Source organism: Martelella sp. HB161492 (genome assembly GCF_013184775.1).
Classification (GTDB): domain Bacteria; phylum Pseudomonadota; class Alphaproteobacteria; order Rhizobiales; family Rhizobiaceae; genus Martelella.
Genome location: NZ_JAATVV010000012.1, coordinates 171,531 through 195,920 on the forward strand (window position 1 = coordinate 171,531; position 24,390 = coordinate 195,920).

Annotated in this window: 19 protein-coding genes; 10 read left to right on the forward strand and 9 right to left on the reverse strand. The window is 59.6% G+C overall.

Going from position 1 to position 24,390, the window contains the following annotated elements; genetic code table 11:
• Window positions 1-73: 73 nt before the first annotated feature.
• On the forward strand, window positions 74-2,653 hold the full coding sequence (locus tag HCK86_RS19155) for a DNA translocase FtsK (protein WP_176086086.1): 2,580 nt from the start codon (window positions 74-76) through the stop codon (window positions 2,651-2,653).
• 321 nt (window positions 2,654-2,974) lie between these two features.
• Here HCK86_RS19155 and HCK86_RS19160 read toward each other — a convergent pair whose 3' ends face one another.
• Window positions 2,975-3,607 carry a TetR family transcriptional regulator gene (locus HCK86_RS19160; RefSeq protein ID WP_348641103.1) on the reverse strand — a complete coding sequence of 211 codons (633 nt, stop codon included), beginning with the start codon at window positions 3,605-3,607 and terminating at the stop codon, window positions 2,975-2,977.
• 535 nt (window positions 3,608-4,142) lie between these two features.
• Between HCK86_RS19160 and HCK86_RS19165 the strand changes: the two genes are divergently transcribed.
• From HCK86_RS19165 to HCK86_RS19180, 4 genes are all read left to right on the forward strand, one after another.
• Window positions 4,143-6,581, forward strand: a complete 2,439-nt coding sequence (locus tag HCK86_RS19165; RefSeq protein WP_176086088.1) for a membrane-bound PQQ-dependent dehydrogenase, glucose/quinate/shikimate family — start codon at window positions 4,143-4,145, stop codon at window positions 6,579-6,581.
• Window positions 6,582-6,695: 114 nt separating this feature from the next.
• Entirely contained in the window at window positions 6,696-7,592 is an 897-nt protein-coding gene (locus HCK86_RS19170) for an ABC transporter permease (RefSeq protein ID WP_176086089.1), read from the forward strand.
• A 25-nt stretch (window positions 7,593-7,617) separates the two neighbouring features.
• Window positions 7,618-8,628, forward strand: a complete 1,011-nt coding sequence (locus HCK86_RS19175) for an ABC transporter substrate-binding protein (protein WP_210259964.1) — start codon at window positions 7,618-7,620, stop codon at window positions 8,626-8,628.
• Window positions 8,629-8,633: 5 nt separating this feature from the next.
• Complete coding sequence (locus tag HCK86_RS19180) at window positions 8,634-9,359, forward strand: ABC transporter ATP-binding protein (RefSeq protein WP_210259965.1); 726 nt, start codon at window positions 8,634-8,636, stop codon at window positions 9,357-9,359.
• Here HCK86_RS19180 and HCK86_RS19185 read toward each other — a convergent pair.
• The 4 genes from HCK86_RS19185 to HCK86_RS19200 form a co-directional block, all read right to left on the reverse strand.
• Window positions 9,354-9,719: a DUF4186 domain-containing protein gene (locus HCK86_RS19185; RefSeq protein WP_176086090.1), complete on the reverse strand. Its 366-nt coding sequence runs from the start codon at window positions 9,717-9,719 to the stop codon at window positions 9,354-9,356. The two genes, HCK86_RS19180 and HCK86_RS19185, sit on opposite strands and share 6 nt — an antisense overlap.
• A gap of 17 nt (window positions 9,720-9,736) precedes the next feature.
• Window positions 9,737-10,804, reverse strand: a complete 1,068-nt coding sequence (gene ugpC, locus HCK86_RS19190; RefSeq protein WP_176086091.1) for a sn-glycerol-3-phosphate ABC transporter ATP-binding protein UgpC — start codon at window positions 10,802-10,804, stop codon at window positions 9,737-9,739.
• 487 nt (window positions 10,805-11,291) lie between these two features.
• Window positions 11,292-11,954 carry an RraA family protein gene (locus HCK86_RS19195; RefSeq protein ID WP_176086092.1) on the reverse strand — a complete coding sequence of 221 codons (663 nt, stop codon included), beginning with the start codon at window positions 11,952-11,954 and terminating at the stop codon, window positions 11,292-11,294.
• Entirely contained in the window at window positions 11,947-12,732 is a 786-nt protein-coding gene (locus HCK86_RS19200; RefSeq protein ID WP_176086093.1) for a FadR/GntR family transcriptional regulator, read from the reverse strand. The genes HCK86_RS19195 and HCK86_RS19200 overlap by 8 nt, the downstream gene beginning before the upstream one ends.
• Window positions 12,733-12,859: 127 nt before the next feature.
• Here HCK86_RS19200 and HCK86_RS19205 point away from each other — a divergent pair, with 127 nt between their 5' ends.
• The 5 genes from HCK86_RS19205 to HCK86_RS19225 all read left to right on the forward strand — a co-directional run bounded on the left by HCK86_RS19205 (window position 12,860) and on the right by HCK86_RS19225 (window position 18,535).
• The gene (locus tag HCK86_RS19205; RefSeq protein WP_176086094.1) at window positions 12,860-13,837 is read left to right on the forward strand and encodes a tripartite tricarboxylate transporter substrate binding protein; all 978 of its coding nucleotides are present in this window, start codon (window positions 12,860-12,862) and stop codon (window positions 13,835-13,837) included.
• A gap of 19 nt (window positions 13,838-13,856) precedes the next feature.
• Window positions 13,857-14,330, forward strand: coding sequence for a tripartite tricarboxylate transporter TctB family protein (locus HCK86_RS19210; RefSeq protein WP_176086095.1), 474 nt, complete (start codon window positions 13,857-13,859; stop codon window positions 14,328-14,330).
• On the forward strand, window positions 14,327-15,868 hold the full coding sequence (locus tag HCK86_RS19215) for a tripartite tricarboxylate transporter permease (protein ID WP_176086096.1): 1,542 nt from the start codon (window positions 14,327-14,329) through the stop codon (window positions 15,866-15,868). The genes HCK86_RS19210 and HCK86_RS19215 overlap by 4 nt, the downstream gene beginning before the upstream one ends.
• Before the next feature lie 151 nt (window positions 15,869-16,019).
• On the forward strand, window positions 16,020-16,838 hold the full coding sequence (locus tag HCK86_RS19220) for an SDR family oxidoreductase (protein WP_176086097.1): 819 nt from the start codon (window positions 16,020-16,022) through the stop codon (window positions 16,836-16,838).
• Window positions 16,839-16,942: 104 nt separating this feature from the next.
• Window positions 16,943-18,535, forward strand: coding sequence for a fucose isomerase (locus HCK86_RS19225; protein ID WP_176086098.1), 1,593 nt, complete (start codon window positions 16,943-16,945; stop codon window positions 18,533-18,535).
• Between the two features lie 300 nt (window positions 18,536-18,835).
• Here the strand turns inward: HCK86_RS19225 and mmsB are convergent, their stop codons facing one another.
• The 4 genes from mmsB to chvE (HCK86_RS19245) form a co-directional block, all read right to left on the reverse strand.
• On the reverse strand, window positions 18,836-20,032 hold the full coding sequence (mmsB, locus tag HCK86_RS19230) for a multiple monosaccharide ABC transporter permease (protein WP_210259966.1): 1,197 nt from the start codon (window positions 20,030-20,032) through the stop codon (window positions 18,836-18,838).
• 9 nt (window positions 20,033-20,041) lie between these two features.
• Window positions 20,042-21,562 (reverse strand): multiple monosaccharide ABC transporter ATP-binding protein, encoded by a 1,521-nt coding sequence (gene mmsA, locus HCK86_RS19235; RefSeq protein ID WP_176086099.1) that lies wholly within the window; start codon window positions 21,560-21,562, stop codon window positions 20,042-20,044.
• 79 nt (window positions 21,563-21,641) lie between these two features.
• Window positions 21,642-22,715, reverse strand: coding sequence for a multiple monosaccharide ABC transporter substrate-binding protein (chvE, locus tag HCK86_RS19240; RefSeq protein WP_176086100.1), 1,074 nt, complete (start codon window positions 22,713-22,715; stop codon window positions 21,642-21,644).
• 503 nt (window positions 22,716-23,218) lie between these two features.
• Window positions 23,219-24,289: a multiple monosaccharide ABC transporter substrate-binding protein gene (gene chvE, locus HCK86_RS19245; RefSeq protein ID WP_176086101.1), complete on the reverse strand. Its 1,071-nt coding sequence runs from the start codon at window positions 24,287-24,289 to the stop codon at window positions 23,219-23,221.
• Window positions 24,290-24,390: the final 101 nt, after the last annotated feature.

Consider the following 24,390-nt stretch of genomic DNA (forward strand, 5'->3'; position numbering starts at 1 on the left):
GAAACCAGTGGTTAAGGTTTATTTTCTATTCATAGTCAGGTGTTTCACAGCGTGTTTGATGGTTCGGCTCACAATGCCTCTTTCCCGATTTCCCAGCCTGAATTCCAACCCCGCCGATAGCGGCAAGACGGATGACCGTGCCCTGGCGGAACGCCGGGAGGAGGAGGCTCAGAACGCTTCCAATGCCGTCATTCTCGATCCCGATAAACTGCCGACCTGGCAGCGGCCGTTTGTTCTGGCACCCAATGTCCGTTTCACACGGACACCAAGCCAGACCTATCCGGCACCGCAGATCCGGCCCGAAGGCCCGGCCCGCGCCCCCCATACCCCGCAAATGCTGGCACCAAATGCCGATGCGGCCGCTGTCCCCTCCATCAGGGATACGACCGCAGGACCCGCAGCCGAGCTCAGGGCCGCGCCCTCGCCCGCAAGCGATCTGCAGCGCCGCATTGCCCGTGCACTGAGCGAGGAACCCGCGACAGTCTCGGCGGCTCCTCAACCGCCGGCCCCGTCACGAAGAGCCGTCGATTTCCTGTCGCATCCCCTGGATCGCACAGAGATCACCCATGCCGCGACAGAAACCGCCGATGCGCCCGAGCCGGAGCAGGTTTCAAAGGCCACAGCCACCGAGGCACCGTCCGCCTTCGGCTTCATTTCCGATGCGCTGGTCTGGGAGATGATGGGGCTTGGGATCCTGGACGAGGCAACCCCGGTGGCCACAACTGCCCCCGCAGCTGCCGATGCGATAGCCGCTGAAACCGCCGCAGCTCAGAGCGTTGATGATGTTCCGGCTGACGCCGAGGATGACACGCAGGCAGATGACGGCCTTGAAAGCCCATCGCCGGTCGCACTCTATCGCCAGATCACGCCGCGTCTTCTGCCGGAACAGAGCCCCGACACCGAAGCACAGATGGCCGATACCGATGATGTCGCTGCCGACCCTATCGCATCGGACGATCAGACAGAGATGGACGCTGAGACGGACGGCGACGCCGAAGCCGAAAGCACCATGACCGCCGCGCACGACGCCGAAACCGCGAGCGACACCGTGGCTGAGGCCGAGCCGATCGACATTCCCGTGCCTGTCCCCGCACGGCGGCTGGCGCTGAAGCATCGTGACCGCTCGACGGAGGATTATCTTTTCCCCTCGATTGACCTCCTGCAGTCGCCGCGTCCGAACCCGGCCGCCGAAATGAGCCAGGAACATCTGGAGCAGAGTGCCGGCCTTCTGGAAAACATTCTCGAGGACTTTGGCGTCAAGGGCGAGATCATCGATGTCCGCCCCGGACCGGTGGTCACGCTTTATGAATTCGAACCGGCCCCTGGCGTGAAATCTTCGCGGGTGATCAATCTCTCGGACGATATTGCCCGTTCCATGTCGGCACTCTCCGCCCGCGTTGCTGTCATTCCCGGCCGCAATGTGATCGGCATCGAACTGCCGAATGAAGAACGTGAGACCGTTTATCTGCGCGAATTGTTCGAAAGCCGTTCCTATGTCGGTACGGATTTCCGGCTGCCGCTCTGCCTCGGCAAGACGATCGGCGGCGAGCCGGTCGTTGCCGAGCTTGCCAAGATGCCGCATCTTCTGGTCGCCGGCACGACGGGTTCCGGCAAATCGGTCGCCATCAACACCATGATCCTGTCGCTGATCTATCACCTGCGCCCGGATGAATGCAGGCTGATCATGGTCGATCCGAAAATGCTGGAGCTTTCCGTCTATGACGGCATTCCCCACCTTCTGACCCCGGTCGTGACCGATCCGAAGAAAGCGGTTCTGGCGCTCAAATGGGCCGTGCGCGAGATGGAAGAGCGCTATCGCAAGATGTCGCGTCTCGGTGTGCGCAATATTGACGGCTTCAACGAACGTGTTGCCGAAGCCCGCGCCAAGGGCGAGACGATCATGCTGAGCGTGCCGTCGGGCTTTGACAAATCCACCGGCGAACAGACTTTCGAAGAGCAGGAACTGGACCTGACCGCCCTGCCGTTTATCGTCGTCATTGTCGACGAAATGGCCGATCTGATGATGGTCGCCGGCAAGGAAATCGAAGGAACGATCCAGCGTCTGGCCCAGATGGCACGCGCCGCCGGCATCCACCTGATCATGGCAACGCAGCGTCCTTCCGTCGACGTCATCACCGGCACGATCAAGGCCAATTTCCCGACCCGGATCTCCTTCCAGGTCACCACCAAGATCGACAGCCGCACCATTCTCGGTGAACAGGGTGCGGAATATCTGCTCGGCCAGGGTGACATGCTGCATATGAAGGGTGGCGGCCGGATTTCCCGCGTCCACGGTCCCTTTGTTTCCGACAACGAAGTCGAGAAGATCGTCGCCCATCTGAAAACGCAGGGCTCGCCGTCCTATCTCGGCAGCGTCACCACCGATGAGGAAGACAGCGGCGACGCCGAAGACGACACGGCTGTTTTCGACAATACCGATATGGGCAGCGGCAGCGACGATGGTGACGATCTCTACGAACGCGCGATCAAGATCGTCCAGCGCGACAAGAAGTGCTCGACCTCTTATATCCAGCGCCGCCTGTCGATCGGCTATAACCGTGCCGCCTCGCTGGTCGAGCGCATGGAGCAGGATGGCCTGGTCGGCCCGGCCAACCATGTCGGCAAACGCGAGATCCTCGAGCCGGGCAACTAACCCTCGTTTTCAGCAGCGGATTTCAGGAGCCGGTCTCGCGCAAACAGACCGGCTCAGACTGTTGACAAAGCCGTTCATATTGCATGCTTGAGGTGGAGCGGCCCCTGCCTCCGTCGTCATCCCCTGCCTCCGTCGTCATCCCCGTGCTTGTCACGGGGATCCAGATTCATAATGCATTGAATAGACAGGTCCTTTCGCCGCGCGGACGCGCGTCGGCTGGATGCCTGTGACAAGCACAGGCATGAGGTCAGAAAAAGGGGCAAGGCTTGTCAGCAATCTGAGCCGGTCTCATGCAAGCAGACCGGCTTTTTGCTGCCGCTTTCAACGCTGCCGATAGCCCGTCATGGCATCGAGCTGTGCCAGAAGCAACGCCAGATGCCGGCTCGCAACGGGTTCGGCGAGCAGATCAATCTGCAGCATATTGTTCCACGAATAGGCATGATCGACACGGAAGCTGGAAATGGCGCTGATGAGAAAGTGTACATCGACAGCCTCGACACCGTGGCGGAAAAGGCCGGCTTCGGCACCGCGGACGAGAATGCGCTTCAGCGGAGCGAAGGCCGCATCGCGCAGGCGCGCCGCGCCCGGCAGTGCATTCAGCATCGTGCCCTGCTGGAAATTTTCCTGAAGCACCAGCCGGGTGAAATCGGCATTGTTCTGGTGGTAGAGAAAACTCTGCCGCGCCAGCGCATGCAGGGCCTCACGTGGCGCCAGCGCATCGAGATGCAGGACGTCTTCTGACGCGCGGATATCGTCATAGGCGCGTTCCAGCACGGCGAGATAGACATGCTCCTTATTGCCGAAATAATAATAGAGCATCCGTTTGGCACAGCCGGCTTCAGCCGCGATGCGTTCCAGCCTGGCACCATCAAAACCGAAACGGGCGAATTCATGCAGCGCCGCGTCCAGCAATCGCCGCCTTGTGTCGCCCTCCTGCGCCGGACCGGCAGTCACCTCATTCAATCGCTCTCCTCCACTACAAATCATCATTATCCGGCGCTGAACCGGCGGCGTAACCGGACCGGAGCCCAGCCCTGGCGCATCGGCTCAAAAATCAGCATCGATTTTCGAAAAGAATGATGCGTCAATTCAATAAGATAGTGCGTCCTGTTGCGCCCAGAAGGACGCACCGGGACGCTCTATCTGTGCCATCCGCAAGCCTGGCAGACAAGCCGCCGGAGGCCGAAAGCCCGTCGAGCCGACAGGCACGACAGCGTCTGGGCGAAGGCAAGCCGACCCGAAGATAGCGTTCACATTGTGGATCGAGAAAAGAACGCTTTGTTCACATTTTTGACACCAAAGCGACGGCGCGAATACTCAGGTCATTGAAAATATTGATGAATTATGTGTTTTCTTTATGTCGCAGCAAAAACTAACAATCTTCAAGCTGGTATGGACTTTATTTCCCATGAGCGCTAAGTGCGGCAAATAGCCCTGTCTCGGGAAGCCTTTTCGCCGCCCGAATGCAGGCAAAAAGGAAAGAAACCCCATGGAAAAATCAGAAAAAAAGCTTTCCGCGCTGGCAAAGGCATGGCTGTGGCTGCTCGGCGTCGTGCTGGCAGCAGCTGCGTTGTTCTTTGTCATCGGCGGCGGAAAGCTGATCTCACTTGGAGGAAGCTGGTACTTCCTGATCGCAGGCATCGTGCTTCTGCTCGCCGCGATCCAGTTTTTCAGGCAGCGGCCCGCCGGTGCCTGGCTTTATCTCATCGCCTTTGCCGGAACGATCATCTGGTCGCTGTTTGATGTCGGTCTCAATTACTGGGGCCTGATCTCGCGCCTTCTGGCGATGACCTTCGGCGCCTTTGTCATCACCGCCTCGCTGCCGCTTCTCAACAGGGCGGCCGGCCGTTCTGCTGCAACCGGCAAGAGCCTGGCCGCCGCCGCCGTGTTCCTGGTGGCCGGCCTTGCAGGCTTTGGCTCGATGTTCAGCATCCACCCGGAGATCACCTCGGCAAAGCCCGCCGCAAGCCGCGTCGCCGTTACCCCGGAAACCGAGCAGAAGAACTGGTCCCATTATGGCAATACGGCCGGTAACAGCCGTTTTGCAGCTCTTGACCAGATCAATGTCGACAATGTCGATAATCTGCAGGTTGCCTGGACCTACCACACCGGCGACATTCCGATGTCCACGGGTTCGGGTGCCGAAGACCAGCTGACACCGCTTCAGGTTGGCGACAAGGTCTATCTGTGCACGGCCAAGAACAACGTCATCGCCCTTGACGCCGATACCGGCAAGGAAGTCTGGCGCCACGACGTCAACGCCAATGTCGGTGGCGTGTGGGAACGTTGCCGCGGTCTGGCCTATTTCGATGCAACGCAGCCTGTTGTCCAGCCGAACGTTGACGGCTCGACCCCGGTTCCGCCGGCAAGCCTGCCGGACGGCGCCGTCTGCGCCACCCGCATCATCATGAATTCGATCGATGCCAATCTTTACGAATTCGATGCTCAAACCGGCGAAAGCTGCACCGATTTCGGCACCAATGGCGTTGTCGACCTCAAGACCGGCCTGGGCCCGCTCGGCAACAAGGCCTATTACACCATGACCTCGGCACCGACCATGGCTGGCACGACGATCGTGCTGGGCGGCCGCGTTGCCGACAATGTCCAGGTGGATATGCCCGGCGGCGTTCTGCGCGGCTTCGACGTCATGACCGGTGCTCAGCGCTGGTCCTTCGATACCGGCTCGGCCACACCGAACGCAGCGCTCAAGGATGGCGAAAACTACACCCGCTCCTCGGCCAACAACTGGGCCGGCAGCACCTATGATGCCGCATCGAACACGGTCTATTTCCCTCTGGGTTCGCCCTCGGTTGACCTTTACGGTGTCACCCGCAGCGATATCGACCACAAATATGGTGCGTCCGTTCTGGCCCTTGATGCCACCACGGGTGAGGAAAAGTGGCACTTCCAGACGGTTCACAACGACCTCTGGGACTTCGACCTTCCCATGGCGCCGTCGCTGATCGATTTCCCTGAAGCCGATGGCACCAAGGTTCCTGCCCTGGTGATCGGCACCAAGTCGGGACAGCTTTACGTGCTTGACCGCTATACCGGCAAGCCGCTGACCAAGGTTGAGGAAAAGCCGGTCAAGGCCGCCAATATCCCCAACGAGCCCTATGCGATGACGCAGCCGGTTTCGGTCGGCATGCCGCAGATCGGCAACCAGCTCCTGCATGAATCTGACATGTGGGGCGCGACGCCGTTCGATCAGCTGCTGTGCCGCATCTCCTTCAAGTCGATGCGCTATGAAGGGCTCTATACGGCACCGGGCACCGACCTTTCGCTCAGCTTCCCGGGTTCGCTCGGTGGCATGAACTGGGGCGGTCTCTCGACGGATCCGAACAACGACCTCATCTTCGTCAACGACATGCGCCTTGGCCTGTGGGTACAGATGTTCCCGCAGGAAAAGAAGGCTGCCCTGTCTGATGGCGGCGAGAGCCCGAATGCCGGCATGGGTGAAGTTCCGCTCGGCGGCACACCTTATGCCGTCGTCAAGAACCGTTTCCTGTCGCAGCTTGGCATTCCCTGCCAGAAGCCGCCTTTCGGCACGCTTTCGGCCATCGACATGAAGACCCAGAAGATCGTCTGGCAGGTTCCGGTCGGCACGGTTCAGGATACCGGCCCGCTCGGCATCAAGATGGGCATGCCGATCCCGGTCGGCATGCCGACACTGGGCGGCTCGCTCGTCACCCAGGGCGGTCTGGTCTTCTTCGCCGGTACGCAGGATTTCTATCTGCGCGCCTGGGATGAGGCCACCGGCAAGGAAATCTGGAAGTCCCGCCTGCCCGTCGGCAGCCAGGGCGGCCCGATGACCTACAAGTCGCCGAAGACCGGCAAGCAATATGTCGTGATTTCGGCCGGCGGTGCCCGCCAGTCCATGCAGCGCGGCGATTACGTCATCGCCTACGCCCTGCCGGATCAGAACTGATCCCTCAAAGAACCGGCCTTCCCGTTTTTGACGGGAAGGCCTCAAAGCATTGGACAAAAGCGACCGCCGGTCCCTGGCGAAACCGATGCGCCAAACCAAGAAATCCACACCATCATGACCAAAGAGAACGATAGCAGCAAAAGGAACGCGCCGACCGCCCGCAATGACGGCCTGCTGAAAGGCCTGCGCCACGAGATCGCAGATCTCGGCGATGGCATTGTCGAAGCGGCGAAATGGGTTGGCAGACGGCCGCTGCATGTCTGGCTTCGCGCCGGCGTTCTCATCGCCGCCTGGTTCATCTGGTCGCTCACCGCAGCGCATCTGCCGCGCGGCTTCTTCACCACGCCAACCGAAACGGCGCGTGCCCTTGCAGACATGCTTCAGGATTTTCGCCAGCTCTATCTGCGCGCCATCGTCAATACGCTCTACGTCTACTGGACCGGGCTTCTCATTTCCGCCCTGATCGGAATTCCGCTGGGATTGTTTCTCGCGGCTGTGCCATTGATGGGGCGCACCTTCACCCCTTATGTGAACGCGCTTGCGGCAACGCCGCTGATCGCTCTGATGCCGATGGTCATCCTGATTTTCGGACTTGGCGACGGCTCGAAAATCCTGATCGTGACGCTTGGCGCCATCATGCCGGTGATCATCAACAGCTATGCCGGGCTGCGCAATGCCGATCCGAAACTGGATGAAATGGCCCGCGCCTATGGATTCTCCCGCATCGCCCTGTGGCGTCATGTCCGGCTGCCCGCAGCCTTCCCCGTCATCATGGCGGGCCTCAGACTTGGCGCGACAACCGGCCTTGTCACCGCGGTTGTTGCCGACATCTACATGGCGATGACCGGTCTCGGTGCGCTGCTGATTGCCTATGGCAACAGCTTCCTGATGGGCAACTATCTGATCGTCATGCTGACCCTGGCCGCCATCGGCGTCGGTACGACCGCGCTTCTCTCGGCCATCGAACGCCTGTTGACGCCGAAACCGGTACGCCGGCGGCTCTATTCCTGAAATTTTAGAAATGACTGGAAAAACCATGTTCCGCACATTCATTCTCGCAGCCATGGGCGCGTTGCTGATCTCCGGCGCTTCGGCGCATGCCGATCCCTTCCGCATCATCGTCACCGAAACGGAAGCGCCGCTGGTCCCCAATTCGCTGATCTACCTTGCCCAGCAGGAAGGCTTTTTCGAGCGCGCCGGTGTCGACGTCACTCTGGTGCCGGTGCAGCAGACGCCGATGGCGATCGCCGCCCTTCAGGCCGGTGATGGCGACATGGCCAATATCTCCCTGTCTTCATTGCTTGATCTCCATGCCCAGGGTGCATCCGATTTTGTCGCGGTCCATTCCTCCGACAAGGCGATCCCCTTCATCATCGCCGGGCGTGATGACGTGACGCTGAAAAACATGGCCGGCAAACGCTTCGGCATCGGTCGCCCCAACAGCCTCGACGCGACCATGTCGTCTGCCGTGCTCGGCACCAAGGGTGTCAGCCTTGAGGCCATGACGCTGATGCCGCTCGGCCAGCCGGCGGTGCGCGGTCAGGCGCTGATGGCGGGCCGTGTCGATGCGACGACGCTTTCCATCGGCAGCTATCTGGCGCTGCCGGACAAGAGCAATCTGCACATTCTGGTGGATGTGAAGGACTATTTCGATGCCGCCCCGGTGGTCACCAAGGTGGATGTTGTCCGCCGTCCCACCCTTGAAACCCGTGCCGGCGATCTGCAGCACGTGCTTGAAGCGCTGACGCTGGCGGCGCGTGATTTTGCCGAAAATCCCGATCACTGGGTGACGGCGATGGAAAAGGCCCGCCCCGACATTGCCCCGGAAACGCTTGAGGCGCTTGCAAAAGCCTATGCCAACAGCTGGACCGTCAATGGCGGTTTCCAGAAAGACGAGTTGCTCTACGCCCAGACCTGGTATCAAAAGGGCGAGCCGACCAATACCGCCTATCTGGTAGACCCGGCCAACTGGATCGATTTTGCCCCGATGGATGCCGTATTGAAAGCGATCGGCCCCTCGGATCTTGGAGACAGCATTTCGCGCTGATTGAGATGAAAACACTCGCCATTGATCATGTTGCGCTCAGCTACGGGAGAGAGCGGCTGGTTCTCTCCGATATCTCGCTTGTGGCGGACAAGGAGCGGATCACCGTCATTCTCGGCCCGTCGGGCTGCGGCAAGACCAGCCTGCTGCGCATTGCCGCCGGGCTTATCGCGCCCGACAGCGGCACGGTCATGATCGATGGCCGACCGCCGGTTCCCGGCCGTGACACGGCACTCCTGTTTCAGGATGCCCGCCTGCTGCCCTGGAGAACCGCGCGGCAGAACCTCATGGTCGTGCCGGGGGCAGGCAGGGCAGACACGGCTGATGCACTTCTGGCCCGTGTCGGTCTTGAAGGCGCCGGCGATCTTTACCCGGAAGAACTTTCCGGCGGCATGCAGCAGCGCCTCGCACTGGCGCGGGCGCTTGCGACACCCGCCCCGCTTCTTCTGATGGACGAACCCTTTGCAAGCCTGGATGCGCTGGCGCGCGAGGAGATGCAGAGCGAGCTGTTGCGGGTACTTGATGCGGAGAAAGAACGCCGCATCCTGTTCGTCACCCATTCGGTCGATGAGGCCCTGATCCTTGCCGAGCAGATCGTGGTGATGCGCCCCGCTCCGGGGCATATCGATCAGATCGTCCGGCCCGCGCTTGGCCCGGCAGGGACCATGCGGCGTGATCATCCGATGTTCGCTGATATCCGCCGCGATCTCGCCGACGCACTGCACCGTTCATAGAGCGTTGCCGCGCATCTGACTGACGATGAAGCGGTCAATCACCCTGCAGACATAGGCGATCTCGACCTCATCGAGTGCCCGCCCCTTTTCTATTCCATGCCATTTTTCCAGACAGCCGCGACAGCAGGTGGCGGTGGCATGCTGGGCGACGAAACAGGGATGGCCGCGCATCGGTGTCTGTTTGCCATCATTGGCCGGGTCGGCAGGCGAGAGCCGCTGACGGATGAAACCATCGACATGATCGTTGATCTCCGCTCTGCCCTTCTGCATCGCATAGGCCTTGTCGGCCGCAGACAGATGGAAGCGGCTGCGAAAGCGCGATTTAGACAGCCGGCCGAAAAGTGAGTCGAGTTCGTCCATTGCCTCTGCGGGCAGGCTCAGTTGATCCTGTCGCCGCTTTCCTTGTCGAAGAGATGCATATGGGCGGTATCGCAGGCGATCCTGATCGGTGCGAAACGCTCGAACATCACCCGCTCGGCCGTCAGCAGCAGGATCTGATCGTCGCCGACCGTCAGCGTCGCATGGGTTTCAGAACCAGTGGTTTCGGTAAAGTCGACCTTGCCGGAAACACCGTCATCGGCCATTGCCACATGTTCCGGGCGCACCCCCATGACAATCTGCCGGCCGGCGGCAAGACCATCGGTGACCGGCAGCGGCCAGATCGTTCCGGCTGCCGTTTTCAGCGCCAGACCGTTATCCGCAGGCACCACCTCGCCCTCGACAAGGTTCATCGGCGGTGCGCCGATAAAACCGGCGGCGAAGACATTTTCCGGCCGGTCATAAAGATCAAGCGGCGTACCGACCTGAATAATGTGCCCGTCCTTCATCAGCACGATCCGCTCCCCCATGGTCATGGCCTCCATCTGATCATGGGTCACATAGATCATCGTCGTGCCAAGGCGGCGATGCAGTGCCTTGATTTCGGCGCGCAGCTGGCCACGCAGCTTGGCATCGAGATTGGAAAGCGGCTCATCAAACAGAAAGGCTTCCGGCTCGCGCACGATCGCACGGCCCATGGCGACGCGCTGCTTCTGCCCGCCGGACAATTCGCTCGGATGGCGCTCCAGCACATCGGTAAGGCCCAGCATTTCAGCCGCCTTTTCCACCATGATGTCCCGCTCAGCCTTGCCCTTGCCGGCCATGCGCAGGGCAAAGCCCATGTTCTTGCGCACCGACATATGCGGATAGAGCGCATAATCCTGAAACACCATGGCAATGTTGCGGTCCTTCGGCTGCAGCTTGTTGGCAACCGTGCCGTCAACCAGGATCTCGCCATCGGTCACCGATTCGAGCCCCGAAATCATCTTCAGCAGCGTCGACTTTCCGCAACCGGACGGGCCGACCAGCACAACGAATTCACCATCGCGGATCTCAAGATCGATACCGTGGATGACTTCGCGGGCGCCATATTTCTTGACGAGCTTGCTGAGCGCGAGACTGGCCATTTTCCTGTCCTTCCGGCGTTTGTCATTGTCGGATCCGGCGCTCTTTTTGGCGCCGAGGGCCGATCAGATCGTTTTTTTGACGCATCGGGTTATCGAAAAACCGGTGCCCGCTCTTTCGATCGATACTCCAGTCCTTACAGCGCTTCGCGCCGCAAGAAAACCTCCCTCCATTTCTCTTGTAATCCACCGCCTGTCTTTGACAACAATCAAGCCGGCTCCAAGGCCGAAACAGGACAAAGCCATTCAGATTGCCTGTTTGGGGTGGTATAGCCGCCCCCTCTGTCGTCATCCCCGTGCTCGTCACGGGGATCCAGGCTCTTCTGGGCATTGGATTATAAGAGTCTTTCGCCGCGCGGACGCGCGTCGGCTGGATGCCTGTGGACCAAGCACAGGCATGACATCAGAAAAAGGGGCGAGGTTTGTCAGCAGTCTGAGCCGCAAACCCTGTGGCTCGCGGCTCTCACATGCCTCATTCAGGACGATGAGATCAGGCGACCGGCCAGACCTCTTGCAGCTTTTCGCCCGCAAGAATGCGGTCGCGCGCCTTTGCCTCTTCGCGGCCAAGCTTGTCGGCCTGATCGGCGACCGCCTTGACCTTAGCCTTCGGGATCACGACCACGCCATCGACGTCGCCGAAGATCACATCGCCGGGATTGACTGTCGCCTTGCCGATGGTCAGCGGCACCTGGCTTTCCTTCGGTTCCTTCTTGCCGGTCACGCCGATCGGGCTTGGCATGGTGCCGAACAGCGGATAGCCGAGCGCGCGGACCTGGGCGAGATCGCGCACCGTGCCATTGACAACCGTTGCAGCCAGGCCGCGCGTCTTGGCGCCGGAACTCATCAGTTCGCCCGAGCAGGAGCCCGGTGCACAGGAAGCGTCGCATACCATCACCCCGCCCTTGGGCGCGCGGTCGATGGCGTTATGGTAGACATCCTGCGGCTCGCCCTTGCGGGTGGACGGCGCGAACAGAACCGTCACCGCCGGGCCGCAGATGACCTCGCCTGGCTTCAGTGCACTCTGCAGCGAAATCCCTTCAAGGCAGCCCCAGAGGCCGAGCGCCTCCATGCTGTCGTGAATATCGCCGGAATACCACTTCTTCAGGCGTTCGATTGCCTCCCAATCGGTGTCCGAATAATCAAAGTCAGCCATTTTCATCCTCTTTTCTGGCCTTTTTCTGGTTTGATTTCTCTATCGCCTGACGCAGATAATCGGCAGAATTGTCGATCTGCGCGCGCAGTCTCAGCTTGGAGCCCTGCTTGTCGCGCTTCATGATCAGGTCATAGATGTCGGCGTGTTCCTGATACGCATCTTGCAGCGATTTGGTCGGAACACGGCTTGTAATGTGAATCACATTGTTGATGAGACCGGCGAGATTGTCGTAGATCAGCATCAGCATCTGGTTGCCGGTGGCATGCACCAGCGCCAGATGAAAACGGGCATCAGCATCGACGAAACCGGCGAAATCCTCCGTGTCCCGCGCCGCCCGCATCGCCTCAAGCGCGTCTTTCACGTCTTCGGTCAGCGGCGCGTCACGCTCCGTCAGAAGCTCGACCACTTCCGTTTCAAGCATCCGGCGCACCACCATCAGCTGCAGAAGATAATCCGGATCGGTGGAAAAACGCTGCTGGACCGTCACCGCCAGCGTGTCGAGATAGCCGTCGACATCGTCACGCACCACTTCGGTGCGCTCGCCATGACGGCGCTGCACCAGCCCCTTGACCTCCAGCTCCTGAACCGCCTCGCGCACGGCACGGGTCGAGACGCCGAACTCCTTGGCAATCGCGCTTTCAGACCCCAGCCGGTCGCCGACTTTCAGATCGCCGTTCAATATCCGGCTTTCGAGGACAGAAGACACGACTGAATGCAGCCGCCCACGCCGGCGCAGCGGAAATTCCGTCCCTTCCGTCATCTCAACGTCATTCGCCATAGCAGCCACCCCGGTGTTTCGATCTGTGTTGACAATACTTATGTCATGAGTCATAAGTCAAGTGTTAAGTCTTACCGGGTTCGCGTGGAGGCGTCGTCCGGCAAGACAGCAAACGGGAGGTTAAGTGATGAAATCCACTATCAGGAACGTAATTCAGGCATCGGTCGCGGCAGCGGCCCTTCTCGGGCTCGCGGGTGCTGCCCATGCGGAATGGCCGGATCGCGCCGTGACCATTATCGTTCCCTGGTCCGCCGGCGGCGGCACGGACGCCACCGCACGTGCAGTTGCGGCCGATCTGCAGAAAAAATTCGGAGAGCCCTTCAATGTTGTCAACCGCACCGGCGGTGGCGGCCTTGTCGGCCATTCGGCCATCGCCAATGCGGCCCCTGACGGCTACACAATCGGCGTCATCACCATCGAAAGCACCATGTACAAGACGCAAGGCCTGCCCGGCGTTGCGCCTGAAGATTTCGACTATATCGGCCGCTACAATGCCGATGCGATTGGTGTCAATGTCAAGGCCGGCTCCAGCTATGACACGGTTCAGGCCCTGATTGACGACGTCAAAGCCAATCCCGGCACGGTGACGGCATCTGGCGCCAATCGTGGCGGTCTGTCGCATCTGGCCTGGGCCGGTCTGCTGAACACGCTCGGCATCGATCCCAATGCAAGCCCATGGGTTGCCTCTGACGGCTCGGCTCCGGCCCTGCAGCAGCTGGCTGCCGGTGCGATCGATGTTGTCTCCACCTCACCCGCTGAAGCCCGTGCGCTTGTGGATGCCGGAGAAGCCAAGACGCTGGCGCTGATTTCCAGTGAGGCCAATCCGCTGTTCCCCGACATTCCGACGACGGATTCGGTCTTCGGCATCAAGTTCTCGCCGCTGCCCTTCCGTGGTCTTGCCGGACCCGATGGCCTGCCGCCGGAGGTGGTCGACAAGCTTTCCGCAGCACTTGAGGAAATCTGCGCCGATCCCGAATTCCAGAAATTCATGTCGTCCCAGGGCTTCTCCGTTGCCTATCAGGATGCGCCGACGTTCAAGCAGACGGTGATGACCGACTACAATGATCTTGCGGCAACCATGAAAGTCCTGGGTCTGGCGAAGTAAGCCGGCAGGAGTAAGTCTCATGAAAATCAGCGACCGGATCACCGGGCCCGCTCTGTCGCTCTTCGGAGCGGTCGTGATCGTGGGGGCCATGCAGCTCCCCACGGTCCCGGGCGTGCGCTTCGGTGCGGATCTCATGCCGACCCTGATCGGGATCGGTTTCATCTGCCTCGGCCTTGCCATTGCGCTGGGTGGTTTTCTGACCGAGAAGGGCAGAACCTTCCTCGACGTTTCTGAGTGGCGTGTGCCGCTGCGCAATTATGCCGCCGCCATCTGGACGCTCGGCGGTCTGGTTATCGGCATTTTCCTGTTCCAGTCCGTCGGCTTCCCGCTCATCGGCATCATCTATATGGCCGGGCTGATGCTTCTGATGCGCGCTCGTATTCTGACAACGGTCATTGTTTCACCGGTTGTGGTGCTGATCCTCTATTACGGCTTCTCCAAGGGGCTGATGGTTCCGCTGCCCGCCGGCATTCTGGGAGGTATCCTTCCATGAGTCTTGACGTCATCGGCCAGGCGCTGGACATAGCGCTGCAGCCCAATGTTCTGATCGCCCTTGTTCTGGGCGCCATCTACGGCCTTTTCATCGGCGCCCTGCCGGGATTGACGGCCACCATGTCGACGGCACTGCTCGTGCCCGTCACCTTCTATATGGCACCGGTTCCGGCCATTGCCCTGATCGTGTCATCAACTGCCATGGCCATTACCGCCGGTGACATTCCCGGTGCCCTGATGCGTGTTCCCGGAACACCGGCATCTGCGGCCTACACCGATGAAGCCTTCCGCATGACGCTGAAGGGCAAGGCCGGCAAGGTGTTGTCGCTCGGTTTCTTCTTCTCCGCCCTTGGCGGCCTGACCGGTGCACTTGTGCTGCTTGTCACCGGACCGCTGCTCGCCAAGATCTCGCTCAACTTTTCCAGTTTCGAGTTCTTCTGGCTTGCCGTTCTCGGGCTTTTGACCTGTGCTCTGGTCTCCGGCAATGATGCCGCGCGCGGCCTCACCTCACTTCTGTTCGGCCTGCTGATCTCGACCGTCGGCCTTGATATCACCACCGGTGCGCCGCGCTTCACCTTCGGCAGCATGGATCTGATGGGCGGCGTTTCCTACATTCCCGTGATGATCGGCATGTTTGCCTTTTCCGAGATCCTGCGCGGCTTCACCACCAATCAGCATGGCAATGGCGGCGAGATGCCGGCACTCGGCAAGATCGTCCCCTTCAAGGGCGTTCTTGGCCTGTTGAAGAAGTACCCCTTCTCCTTCATCCGCGGCGCTTCGCTTGGCACCGTGGTCGGCGCTCTGCCCGGCATTGGCGGCGACCTTGCTGCCTGGATTGCCTATGGCATGAGCAAGCGGCTGTCGAAGACGCCGGAAAAATTCGGCACCGGTCACCCCGAAGGGCTGATCGAAGCGACATCATCGAACAATGCAGGCCTGTCCAGTGCCTGGATCCCCGCGCTGGTCTTCGGCATTCCGGGCGACGCCGTCACCGCAATCGCCGTCGGCGTGCTCTTCATGAAGGGCGTCAATCCGGGGCCGCGGCTGTTTGTCGAGAACCCCTCGATGCCGACCGCGATCATCATGACCTTCTTCATCTCGAACCTGCTGCTCTTCCCGCTCGGTTTCGTGGCCATCAAGCTGGCCCGCCATGTTCTGGCGGTTCCGCGCAATGTCATTGTGCCGATCATCCTGATCTGCTGCTTCCTCGGCTCTTACGCCGTCAACAATTCTCTGTTCGGCGTCTGGATCATGCTGGCAGCCGGCGTTGTCGGCTATATCATGGAACGCAACGGCTTCCCGATCGCTCCGGTCATTCTCGGCCTGGTACTGGGCCCCGTTCTGGAGCGCAACTTCATCATGTCGATGCAGATCGCCAATGGCAATCTGCTCGCCTTCTTCTACCGCCCGATCGCCTGCGGGCTCGGTATCGCCATCATCGCGATCCTTGTCGCCACAGCCGTGCGGTCGATCCTCACCTATCGCCGTGCCGGAGAACCGGTACCGGACAAGAAGGAACTGGCTGACGAAGCACTTTGAACAGGTTTGTTCCGGCGGCATCTGAAAAGACCTCCCCCGACGCGCCGACGACAGGAGCGCCATGCCGCCGGAACAGCCCTCTCACAATCAACTGCATGAACCGAGCGCTGGATGAAGCATATCCGCCCGGCATCACATGAAAGGACGAACCATGGACAAGATGTTTTCCGTTGAGGGACGTGTCGCTGTTGTAACCGGCGGCCTCGGCCAGCTCGGCACCCAGTTTTCAAAATCGCTGGCCTCTGCCGGTGCCAAGGTGGCGATCTACTCGCGCCGCCCCTTCACTGCCAAACAGATTGCCGAGAAATTCCCCGGCCTCGAAGACAATATCCGCGTCTATGAAGCCTCGGTCACGGACAAGGCCGGTCTTGCCGCTGCAACGGATCAGGTGATCGCCGACTGGGGCGTGCCGCATATCCTCGTCAACAATGCCGGCATTGATTCCAAGCCCGACGGTTCCGCCGACCAGAATGCCCCCTTCGAGGTCTATCCGCAGAAATACTGGGACGAAATCATCGACACCAATCTCACCGGCGTCATGCTGACCAGCCAGGTCGTTGGCACCAAGATGGCCGAAGAGATGCGCGGTTCGATCATCAATGTCGGCTCCATGTATGGCATGGTGTCGCCCAATCAGGCGCTTTATGCCTATCGGCTGGAACGTGACGGCGTGCCCTTCATCAAGGCCGTCTCCTATGCCGCCTCGAAATCGGGCCTTTTGAACCTGACCCGCTATCTCGCGACCTATTGGGCACCGAAGAAGGTTCGCTGCAACATCGTCTCCTTTGGCGGCGTCAAGACCGGCTCCTATGACAAGGAGTTCATCGATGCCTTTCTCGAGCGGGTTCCGCTTGGCCGTCAGGCCGAAGTGGACGAATATAACGGCGTGATCCGCTTCCTGGCCTCGGATGCCTCGTCTTACATGACCGGCTCGAATGTCGTGGTCGATGGCGGCTTCACCGCCTGGTAACAGCCAGCCCTGCCGCCGGCGATACCGGCGGCAACCCCGATACCGGCCTTCCGGGGGGAGCCATGGAAGGCCTGCGGCACACGCCGCCCTGATGGAGGATCTGAATGACCCGTATCGCTCTTGTGGTCAGTGGTGACCTGCGCGAAAGCGCCAATACCACGTGCTGGCCGGCACAAAAGGCCATGGAAGACAAACTTGCTGCCGTTCTCGCCGGCATGGGCCATGAATTGTGGCGCGCCCACCCGGTCAAGCCGGAAGGCCACGGCTTCATTGCCTCCCAGCGCGAAGGCATGGACGTGTTCAAGGGCATTGATCCGGACATGCCGCTGATCGTTGCCGAAGCGGTCTGGCAATATTCGCATCATGTTCTGCCAGGCCTTTCCAGCCACAAGGGGCCGATCCTGACGCTTGCCAACTGGTCCGGCCAGTATCCCGGCCTTGTCGGCATGCTCAATCTCAACGGATCGCTGACCAAGGCCGGAATCGCCTATTCGACCCTGTGGAGCCGCGATTTCGACGATGCCTTCTTCCTCTCCGGCCTGAAGACCTGGCTTGAAACCGGAACGCTTGCCCATGACCAGTCTCATGTGAAGGCCTATGATGGCAGCAGTGCTCCTGACAGCGCCCGTGCCACGGCAAAGGCCATTGCCGATGAATGGCGCAGCGACAAGCTGATCATGGGCATTTTCGACGAGGGCTGCATGGGCATGTATAATGCCATCATCCCCGACGAGCTTCTGATGCCGCTTGGCATCTTCAAGGAGCGGCTGTCGCAGTCGGCGCTCTATTATGCGGCAACGCAGGTTCCGGTGGCACAAGGCCGCGCCGCCTATCAGTGGATGGTCGATCGCGGCATGACCTTCCATTTCGGTTTCGACCCGAAAACGGAACTCACCGAAGATCAGGTGATCGATCAGTGCCGCATGTATGTGGCTGCCGTCCGGCTTGCCGACCAGTTCGGCTGCGCGGCCATCGGCATTCAGTATCAGCAGGGCCTGAAAGATCTCTGGCCGGCCTCCGATCTCATCGAAGGCATGCTGAACAATGCGGAGCGGCCTCCCGTCACCCGTGCCGATGGCTCCATCATCCGCGACGGCGAACCGGTCATCCACTTCAACGAGGTGGATGAATGCGCCGGTCTCGACGCCTTGATGATCAACCGCGTTCATGCTGCGCTCGGCCAGCCGGTGGAAACCACGCTGCACGATATCCGCTGGGGCGATGACGATCTTTCCGGCACCATTGATGAATTCGTCTGGGTGCTGGAAATCTCCGGCGCGGCACCGCCTGCGCATCATCCCGGCGGCTGGGCCGGATCGGAAAGCTATCGCCAGCCGGCCATGTTCTTCCCCGCAGGCGGGGGCACGGTCAAAGGCTATGCGAAGGAAGGCGATATCGTCTGGAGCCGGATCTTTGTCGAAGGCGGCAAGCTTCACATGGATATCGGCCGCGGCAAGGCCGTGACACTGCCGCCGGAAGAATGCGAACGCCGCTCGAAGGCGACGGACTATCCCTGGCCGATCATGAGCGCCACGCTTTCGGGGGTCAGCCGCGACACGATGATGGGGCGCCACAAGGCCAATCACGTGCAGGTCGCCTATGCCGAAAGCGAGGCGGCCGCACAGCAGGTGATTGCCGTCCGTGCCGCTCTGGCTGCAGAGCTTGGCATCGCCGTCAACCTCTGCGGTTCGATCTAGAGCGCCGTGCGTCCTCTTGGACGCACAAGGACGCTCTAGCTTATTGAATCGGCGCATCGTTCTTTTCGAAAATCAATTCCGATTTTCGAGCCGATGCTCTGGCCCTTGCAAGCCAAGCCAAGACCCCGGTTCAGTCCGACTGAGCCGGGTTTTTCATGTGCCCTCACGGCAGAAAAAGAGCGGAGAAACCTTTGAGGTTCCCCCGCCCAGGTCCGCCCACCCAAGGAGATTGTGGAGGCGATTGGTGTTACCGAAGCGCCGGGCGCCTGCCCCTCCGCAAGCGCCGGGCCGCTCCGGCGATCAGGCCTTGTTCTTGTTGTAGACGTCGAAGAAGACGGCTGCGAGAAGAACCAGGCCCTTGATGACCTGCTGGTAGTCGATACCGATACCAAGGATCGACATGCCGTTGTTGAGGATACCCATGATGAAGGCACCGACAACCGCACCGACGATCTTGCCGACGCCACCGGACATCGACGCGCCACCGATGAACACGGCCGCGATGACGTCAAGCTCGAAGCCGTTACCGGCACCGGGCGTGGCGATATTGAGCCGGGCGGCGAAGACCAGACCGGCAAGACCGGCCAGCATGCCCATGTTCACGAAGGTCAGGAAGGTCAGCCGGCGGGTATTGATACCGGAGAGCTGCGCTGCCTTCAGATTGCCGCCAATGGCATAAACGCGACGGCCAAACGTGGTCTTTTCAGTGATGAAGGCATAGATGACCGTCAGCACCGCCATGGTGATCAGCACGTTGGGCAGACCGCGGAATGAAGCCAGCTTCCAGGCAACAAAGATCAGAACCGCGGCGACAATGGCATTGCGGGCGATGAAGAATGAAAGAGGTTCGTCCTCCACGCCGTAAGCCTTGTTGCGCTGACGTCCACGGACCGCAAGCCAGATTATGGCGGCCGCAGCAACGACACCGGCGGCAAGAGCTGTCATGTTCGGACGTCCGACCCCGAAGATATCCGGGATGAAACCTGTCGACAGAAGCTGGAAACCGCCCGGGAACGGACCGACGGACTGACCGTCGAGCAGCCAGAGCGTCAGGCCGCGGAACACCAGCATGCCGGCCAGTGTGACGATAAAGGCCGGTATCTTCCAGTAGGCGACCCAATAGCCCTGCCAGGCGCCGATCAGCATGCCCGCGAGAATGCAGACGATGAAGGTCGGAATGACGGGCACGCCCCACTGCACCATCATCACGGCAGCAAGCGCGCCGATGAAACCGACGATCGAGCCGACCGACAGGTCGATATGCCCCGCAACGATGATCATCAACATGCCGAGCGCCATGATGGTGACGTAGGAGTTCTGCAGGAACAGGTTGGTAATGTTGACCGGGCGCAGCAGCACCCCATTGGTCATGATCTGGAAGAAGGCGATGATGATAATCAGCGCCAGAAGGATGCCATAGTCGCGCATGCGCAGCGTCAGATACGACCGGATCGACGACTTCGCAACGCCTTCATTTTCAACGGGTGTATTCATCATCGTAACTTTCTATTTTCTGACGATGAAGGACATGATGCGCTCCTGGCTCGCTTCTTCAGCAGTCAGCTCCGCAACCAGTTCCCCCTCATTCATGACATAGATGCGATCGCACATGCCGAGCAGTTCCGGCATCTCGGAAGAGATCATCACGATCCCCCGCTCCTCCGCCGCGAGTTGGTTCATCAGCGTGTAGATCTCGTATTTGGCGCCGACATCAATGCCGCGCGTCGGTTCATCAAGGATCAGCACATCCGGCTGGGTGAACAGCCATTTCGACAGAACAACCTTCTGCTGGTTGCCGCCGGACAGGTTCATCACCTTCTGCGCCACACTCGGCGTGCGGATATTCATTGCCTGCCGGTAGTGCTCGGCGCGCTGGGCTTCCTCGCCCGAGTTGATCACCCCGTATTGCGAAACACCCTTCAGATTGGCGAGCGTGATATTCTTGGTGATCGGCTCCTCAAGAATAAGTCCGAGCGCTTTGCGGTCTTCGGTCACATAAGCGAGACCGGCAAACACCGCCTTCGGCACGGTCGAGGTATCGACCCGGTTGCCGCCGAGATGCACTTCGCCCGATATGTTGCGGCCATAGGAGTGGCCGAAAAGGCTCATGGCGAGCTCTGTGCGACCGGATCCCATCAGTCCCGCGATCCCGACGATTTCGCCGGCACGAACATTGAAGTTCACGCCCTTGATGACCTTGCGCTCGGCCTGATCCGGATGCCAGACGGTCCAGTCCTTGACCTCCATCAGCATGTTGCCGATGTGACTTTCGCGTTCCGGGTAGCGGTTTTCCATATCGCGGCCGACCATCGCCTGGATGATACTCGCTTCCGAGACCTCCTCCTTGTGGCAATCAATCGTCGTCACCGTCGCGCCGTCACGAATGACCGTAATCTGATCGGCGACCTGCTCGACCTCGTTGAGCTTGTGGGAAATCAGGATCGACGTGATACCGTGTGATTTCAGTTCCAGAAGCAGGCTGAGAAGTTTTGCGCTATCACTCTCTGAAAGCGCAGCCGTCGGCTCGTCAAGGATCAGCAGACGAACATCCTTGGAAAGCGCCTTGGCGATTTCTACCAGCTGCTGCTTGCCGACACCGATCTTCTCGACCATCGTCGCCGGTCTGTCATTCAGGCCGACCTTCTTCAGCAGCGCCTCGGTTTTCTGATAAACTTCAGGCCAGTCGATCACGCCGCCCCTGGCCACTTCGTTGCCGAGGAAGATGTTTTCGGCGATCGAAAGCTGCGGGACGAGTGCCAGCTCCTGGTGGATGATGATGATGCCCTTTTTCTCGCTGTCAACGATCCGCCCGAAGCTTGCGATTTCACCGTCATAGACGATATCGCCGCCATAGGTTCCGTGCGGATAGACACCCGAGAGGACTTTCATCAAGGTTGATTTGCCGGCGCCGTTTTCACCGACGAGAGCATGAATTTCACCCTCCTCGACGGTCAGATCAACATTCTTCAAAGCCATAACGCCGGGGAATGACTTCGTGATTGATCGCATTTCGAGCAATGTGGACATGGCACCCTCACTCGCAGTTGCGTAAGGCCGCCCGCCTCTAAAGGCAGGTCGGGCGGCCCGCTCACATCAGGCAGACCGATTAGTTTTCGATCTGGTCCATCGTGTAGTAGCCGCTGTCGTCGACCAGGATCTGCTTCCAGTTGTCCTTGGTGATCGCGACAGGTGCCAACAGATAGGAGGGAACAACCTTCACGCCATTATTATAGGTCGTGGTGTCGTTGATTTCCGGTTGCTTGCCGTCCTGAATGGCCTGCACCATTTCCACGGTAACCTTTGCCAGCTGGCGCGTATCCTTGAAGATCGAGGAATACTGGTCGCCGGCAATGATCGCCTTGACGTTGGGAATATTGCAGTCCTGCCCGGTGATGATCGGCATCTTCATGTCGCCCGAACCATAGCCGATGCTCTTGAGCGAGGAAATCGCGCCCATGGCAAGATCATCGTTCGAAGCATAGACGCCCTGGATTTCCTTCTGCGTGTAGAAAGCGGAGAGCAGGTTATCCATGCGGGCCTGGGCAGCGGCATTGGACCAGTTCAGCGTACCGATCTTGTCCATGGTCATCTGGCCGGAATTGACGACGATATCGCCCGAGTCGATCAGCGGCTGAATGACAGACATCGCGCCATTGAAGAAGAAATAGGCGTTGTTGTCGTCCGGCGAACCGCCGAACAGTTCAACATTCCACGGATGAACGTCGGGGAAGCGTTCCTTCAATCCCTGAACCAGGCTTTCGCCCTGAATGACGCCAACCTTGTAGTTGTCGAAAGTCGCGTAATAGTCGACATTCGGCGTGTTGAGGATCAGCCGGTCATAGGCAATGACCGGGATACCGGCAGCGCCGGCATTGGCCAGCGGATTGGTGAGCGAGCCGCCGTCAATGGCCGCGATCACGAGGACGTCGACGCCCTTGGTGATCATGTTCTCAACCTGAGACAGCTGCTGCGGGATCTGGTTATCCGCATATTGCAGGTCGGTCTTGTAGCCAGCGGACTGGAACTGGTCGACCATGGACGCGCCGTCCTTGTTCCAGCGGTCAAGTCCCTTCGTCGGCATGGCGATGCCGACATAGCCCTTGTCCGCGGCAAAAGCCGGAACAGCAAGAGAAGCAGCCACGATTGCCGTAGCCGCGAGCAAGGATGTAATGGTTTTCATGTCTCTCTCCCGTTTGAAATCAAAGACTTCAATCAGACTTTGTTTCAGTTGCCCGGACCATCGCCACTCCTTCCACTGGAGATCGACCAAACGGTTTCCGGACAGTCCTGCGCTTCATCTTCACTCCATTTCCCGTTTCAGAAGAAGCAGCAGGACAGATCGGACGATACAGCGTGAGGAACGTGTGTCAATTCGTTTGCGCAACAATTCGATACTATTTTTCGCATTGCAAAAATTTAGTTTAGACTAAAGTTTAAATGCACTGCAAAATCACGCGCTCGATCCAGACTTTCTTCATTAGCTTGGGAATTGTACGGACTTTTATACTCAACTTCGGACAAACCAGTGCAATTTTTTCATGCCGGAACGGCTGACCTTCTCATCGCAACCCGCAGCAAGCCAGAATTACGTCGCGGAGGTCCATTTTGCAGTGCCGCATTAAATCGCTTTAGATTTGTTGGTTTGGCCCGGCGCCAGAGGCACCGGGCCGGTCTTGGCAAAGATCAGTTCTTGATCTGATCAAGGGTATAATACTGGCTCTGATCAACCAGAATCTGCTGCCAGTTGGAGGCATCGACCGACACCGGAGCAAGCAGGTAGGAGGGCACAACCTTGACGCCATTGTCATAGGTGGTCGTGTCATTGATTTCCGGCTTGCCGCCCTGAAGCAGCGCCTGAACCATGCCAACCGTCACCTTCGCCAGTTCGCGGGTATCCTTGAAGACGGTCGAATACTGGTCACCGGCAATGATCGCCTTGATTGACGGCAATTCCGCATCCTGCCCCGTGATGATCGGCATCTTCTGGTCGCCCGAACCGTAGCCGAAGCCCTTCAGCGAGGAAATAATGCCAATCGACAGGCCGTCATAGGGCGACAGAACGCCATTGATGGTCTTGTCGGTGTAGTTGGCCGACAGGAGGTTATCCATACGCGCCTGGGCCACAGCGCCGTCCCAGCGCAGCGTGCCGACCTGGTTCATGCCCATCTGGCCGGAAACGATATCGATCTTGCCGGAATCGATCAGCGGCTGCAGGATCGACATGGCGCCATCATAGAAGAAATAGGCATTGTTATCGTCCGGCGAACCGCCGAACAGTTCGACATTCCACGTCTCGGCATCGGGGAAGCGTTCCTTCAGGCCGTCGACAAGGCTGGTGGCCTGCAAAACGCCGACCTTGAAGTTATCGAAGGTCGCATAATAGTCGACATTCGGGCTGTTGCGGATCAGGCGGTCATAGGCGACCACAGGGATGCCGGCAGCAGCGGCATTTTCCAGCGCGTTGGAAAGGGTCGTGCCGTCAATCGAGGCGATGACCAGAGCATTGACGCCCTTGGTGATCATGTTTTCAATCTGGGCGAGCTGATTGGGGATGTTATCCTCGGCATATTGCAGGTCGGTGTTGAAGCCGGCTTCCTGAAACTGCTTCACCATGGATTCACCATCGGAAATCCAGCGCGAGGATGATTTTGTCGGCATGGCGATGCCGACGGTCTCGCCGGCGGCAAAAACGGGTACGGCAAAGGATGCCGCGGCGACAGCCGCCACGGCCAAAGCCGAAATCACTCTTCTCATATCTCTCTCCCATGAGTCGCAACAAGTGCTGTTCGGCCCTGCACCCGACAGAAAAGTGCCTCACACCACGACGATCAGGTGAAGGATCGCAACTCGCCAAA

Coding starts and splice junctions, on each gene's coding strand:
- chvE (WP_176086101.1), bottom strand. CDS start 24,289: ATGAGAAGAGTGATTTCGGCTTTGGCCGTGGCGGCTGTCGCCGCGGCA.
- HCK86_RS19195 (WP_176086092.1), bottom strand. CDS start 11,954: ATGGCTGACTTTGATTATTCGGACACCGATTGGGAGGCAATCGAACGC.
- HCK86_RS19220 (WP_176086097.1), top strand. CDS start 16,020: ATGGACAAGATGTTTTCCGTTGAGGGACGTGTCGCTGTTGTAACCGGC.
- chvE (WP_176086100.1), bottom strand. CDS start 22,715: ATGAAAACCATTACATCCTTGCTCGCGGCTACGGCAATCGTGGCTGCT.
- HCK86_RS19155 (WP_176086086.1), top strand. CDS start 74: ATGCCTCTTTCCCGATTTCCCAGCCTGAATTCCAACCCCGCCGATAGC.
- HCK86_RS19215 (WP_176086096.1), top strand. CDS start 14,327: ATGAGTCTTGACGTCATCGGCCAGGCGCTGGACATAGCGCTGCAGCCC.
- HCK86_RS19185 (WP_176086090.1), bottom strand. CDS start 9,719: ATGGACGAACTCGACTCACTTTTCGGCCGGCTGTCTAAATCGCGCTTT.
- HCK86_RS19180 (WP_210259965.1), top strand. CDS start 8,634: ATGAAAACACTCGCCATTGATCATGTTGCGCTCAGCTACGGGAGAGAG.
- mmsA (WP_176086099.1), bottom strand. CDS start 21,562: ATGTCCACATTGCTCGAAATGCGATCAATCACGAAGTCATTCCCCGGC.
- HCK86_RS19170 (WP_176086089.1), top strand. CDS start 6,696: ATGACCAAAGAGAACGATAGCAGCAAAAGGAACGCGCCGACCGCCCGC.
- ugpC (WP_176086091.1), bottom strand. CDS start 10,804: ATGGCCAGTCTCGCGCTCAGCAAGCTCGTCAAGAAATATGGCGCCCGC.
- HCK86_RS19210 (WP_176086095.1), top strand. CDS start 13,857: ATGAAAATCAGCGACCGGATCACCGGGCCCGCTCTGTCGCTCTTCGGA.
- HCK86_RS19175 (WP_210259964.1), top strand. CDS start 7,618: ATGTTCCGCACATTCATTCTCGCAGCCATGGGCGCGTTGCTGATCTCC.
- HCK86_RS19165 (WP_176086088.1), top strand. CDS start 4,143: ATGGAAAAATCAGAAAAAAAGCTTTCCGCGCTGGCAAAGGCATGGCTG.
- HCK86_RS19205 (WP_176086094.1), top strand. CDS start 12,860: ATGAAATCCACTATCAGGAACGTAATTCAGGCATCGGTCGCGGCAGCG.
- mmsB (WP_210259966.1), bottom strand. CDS start 20,032: ATGATGAATACACCCGTTGAAAATGAAGGCGTTGCGAAGTCGTCGATC.
- HCK86_RS19200 (WP_176086093.1), bottom strand. CDS start 12,732: ATGGCGAATGACGTTGAGATGACGGAAGGGACGGAATTTCCGCTGCGC.
- HCK86_RS19225 (WP_176086098.1), top strand. CDS start 16,943: ATGACCCGTATCGCTCTTGTGGTCAGTGGTGACCTGCGCGAAAGCGCC.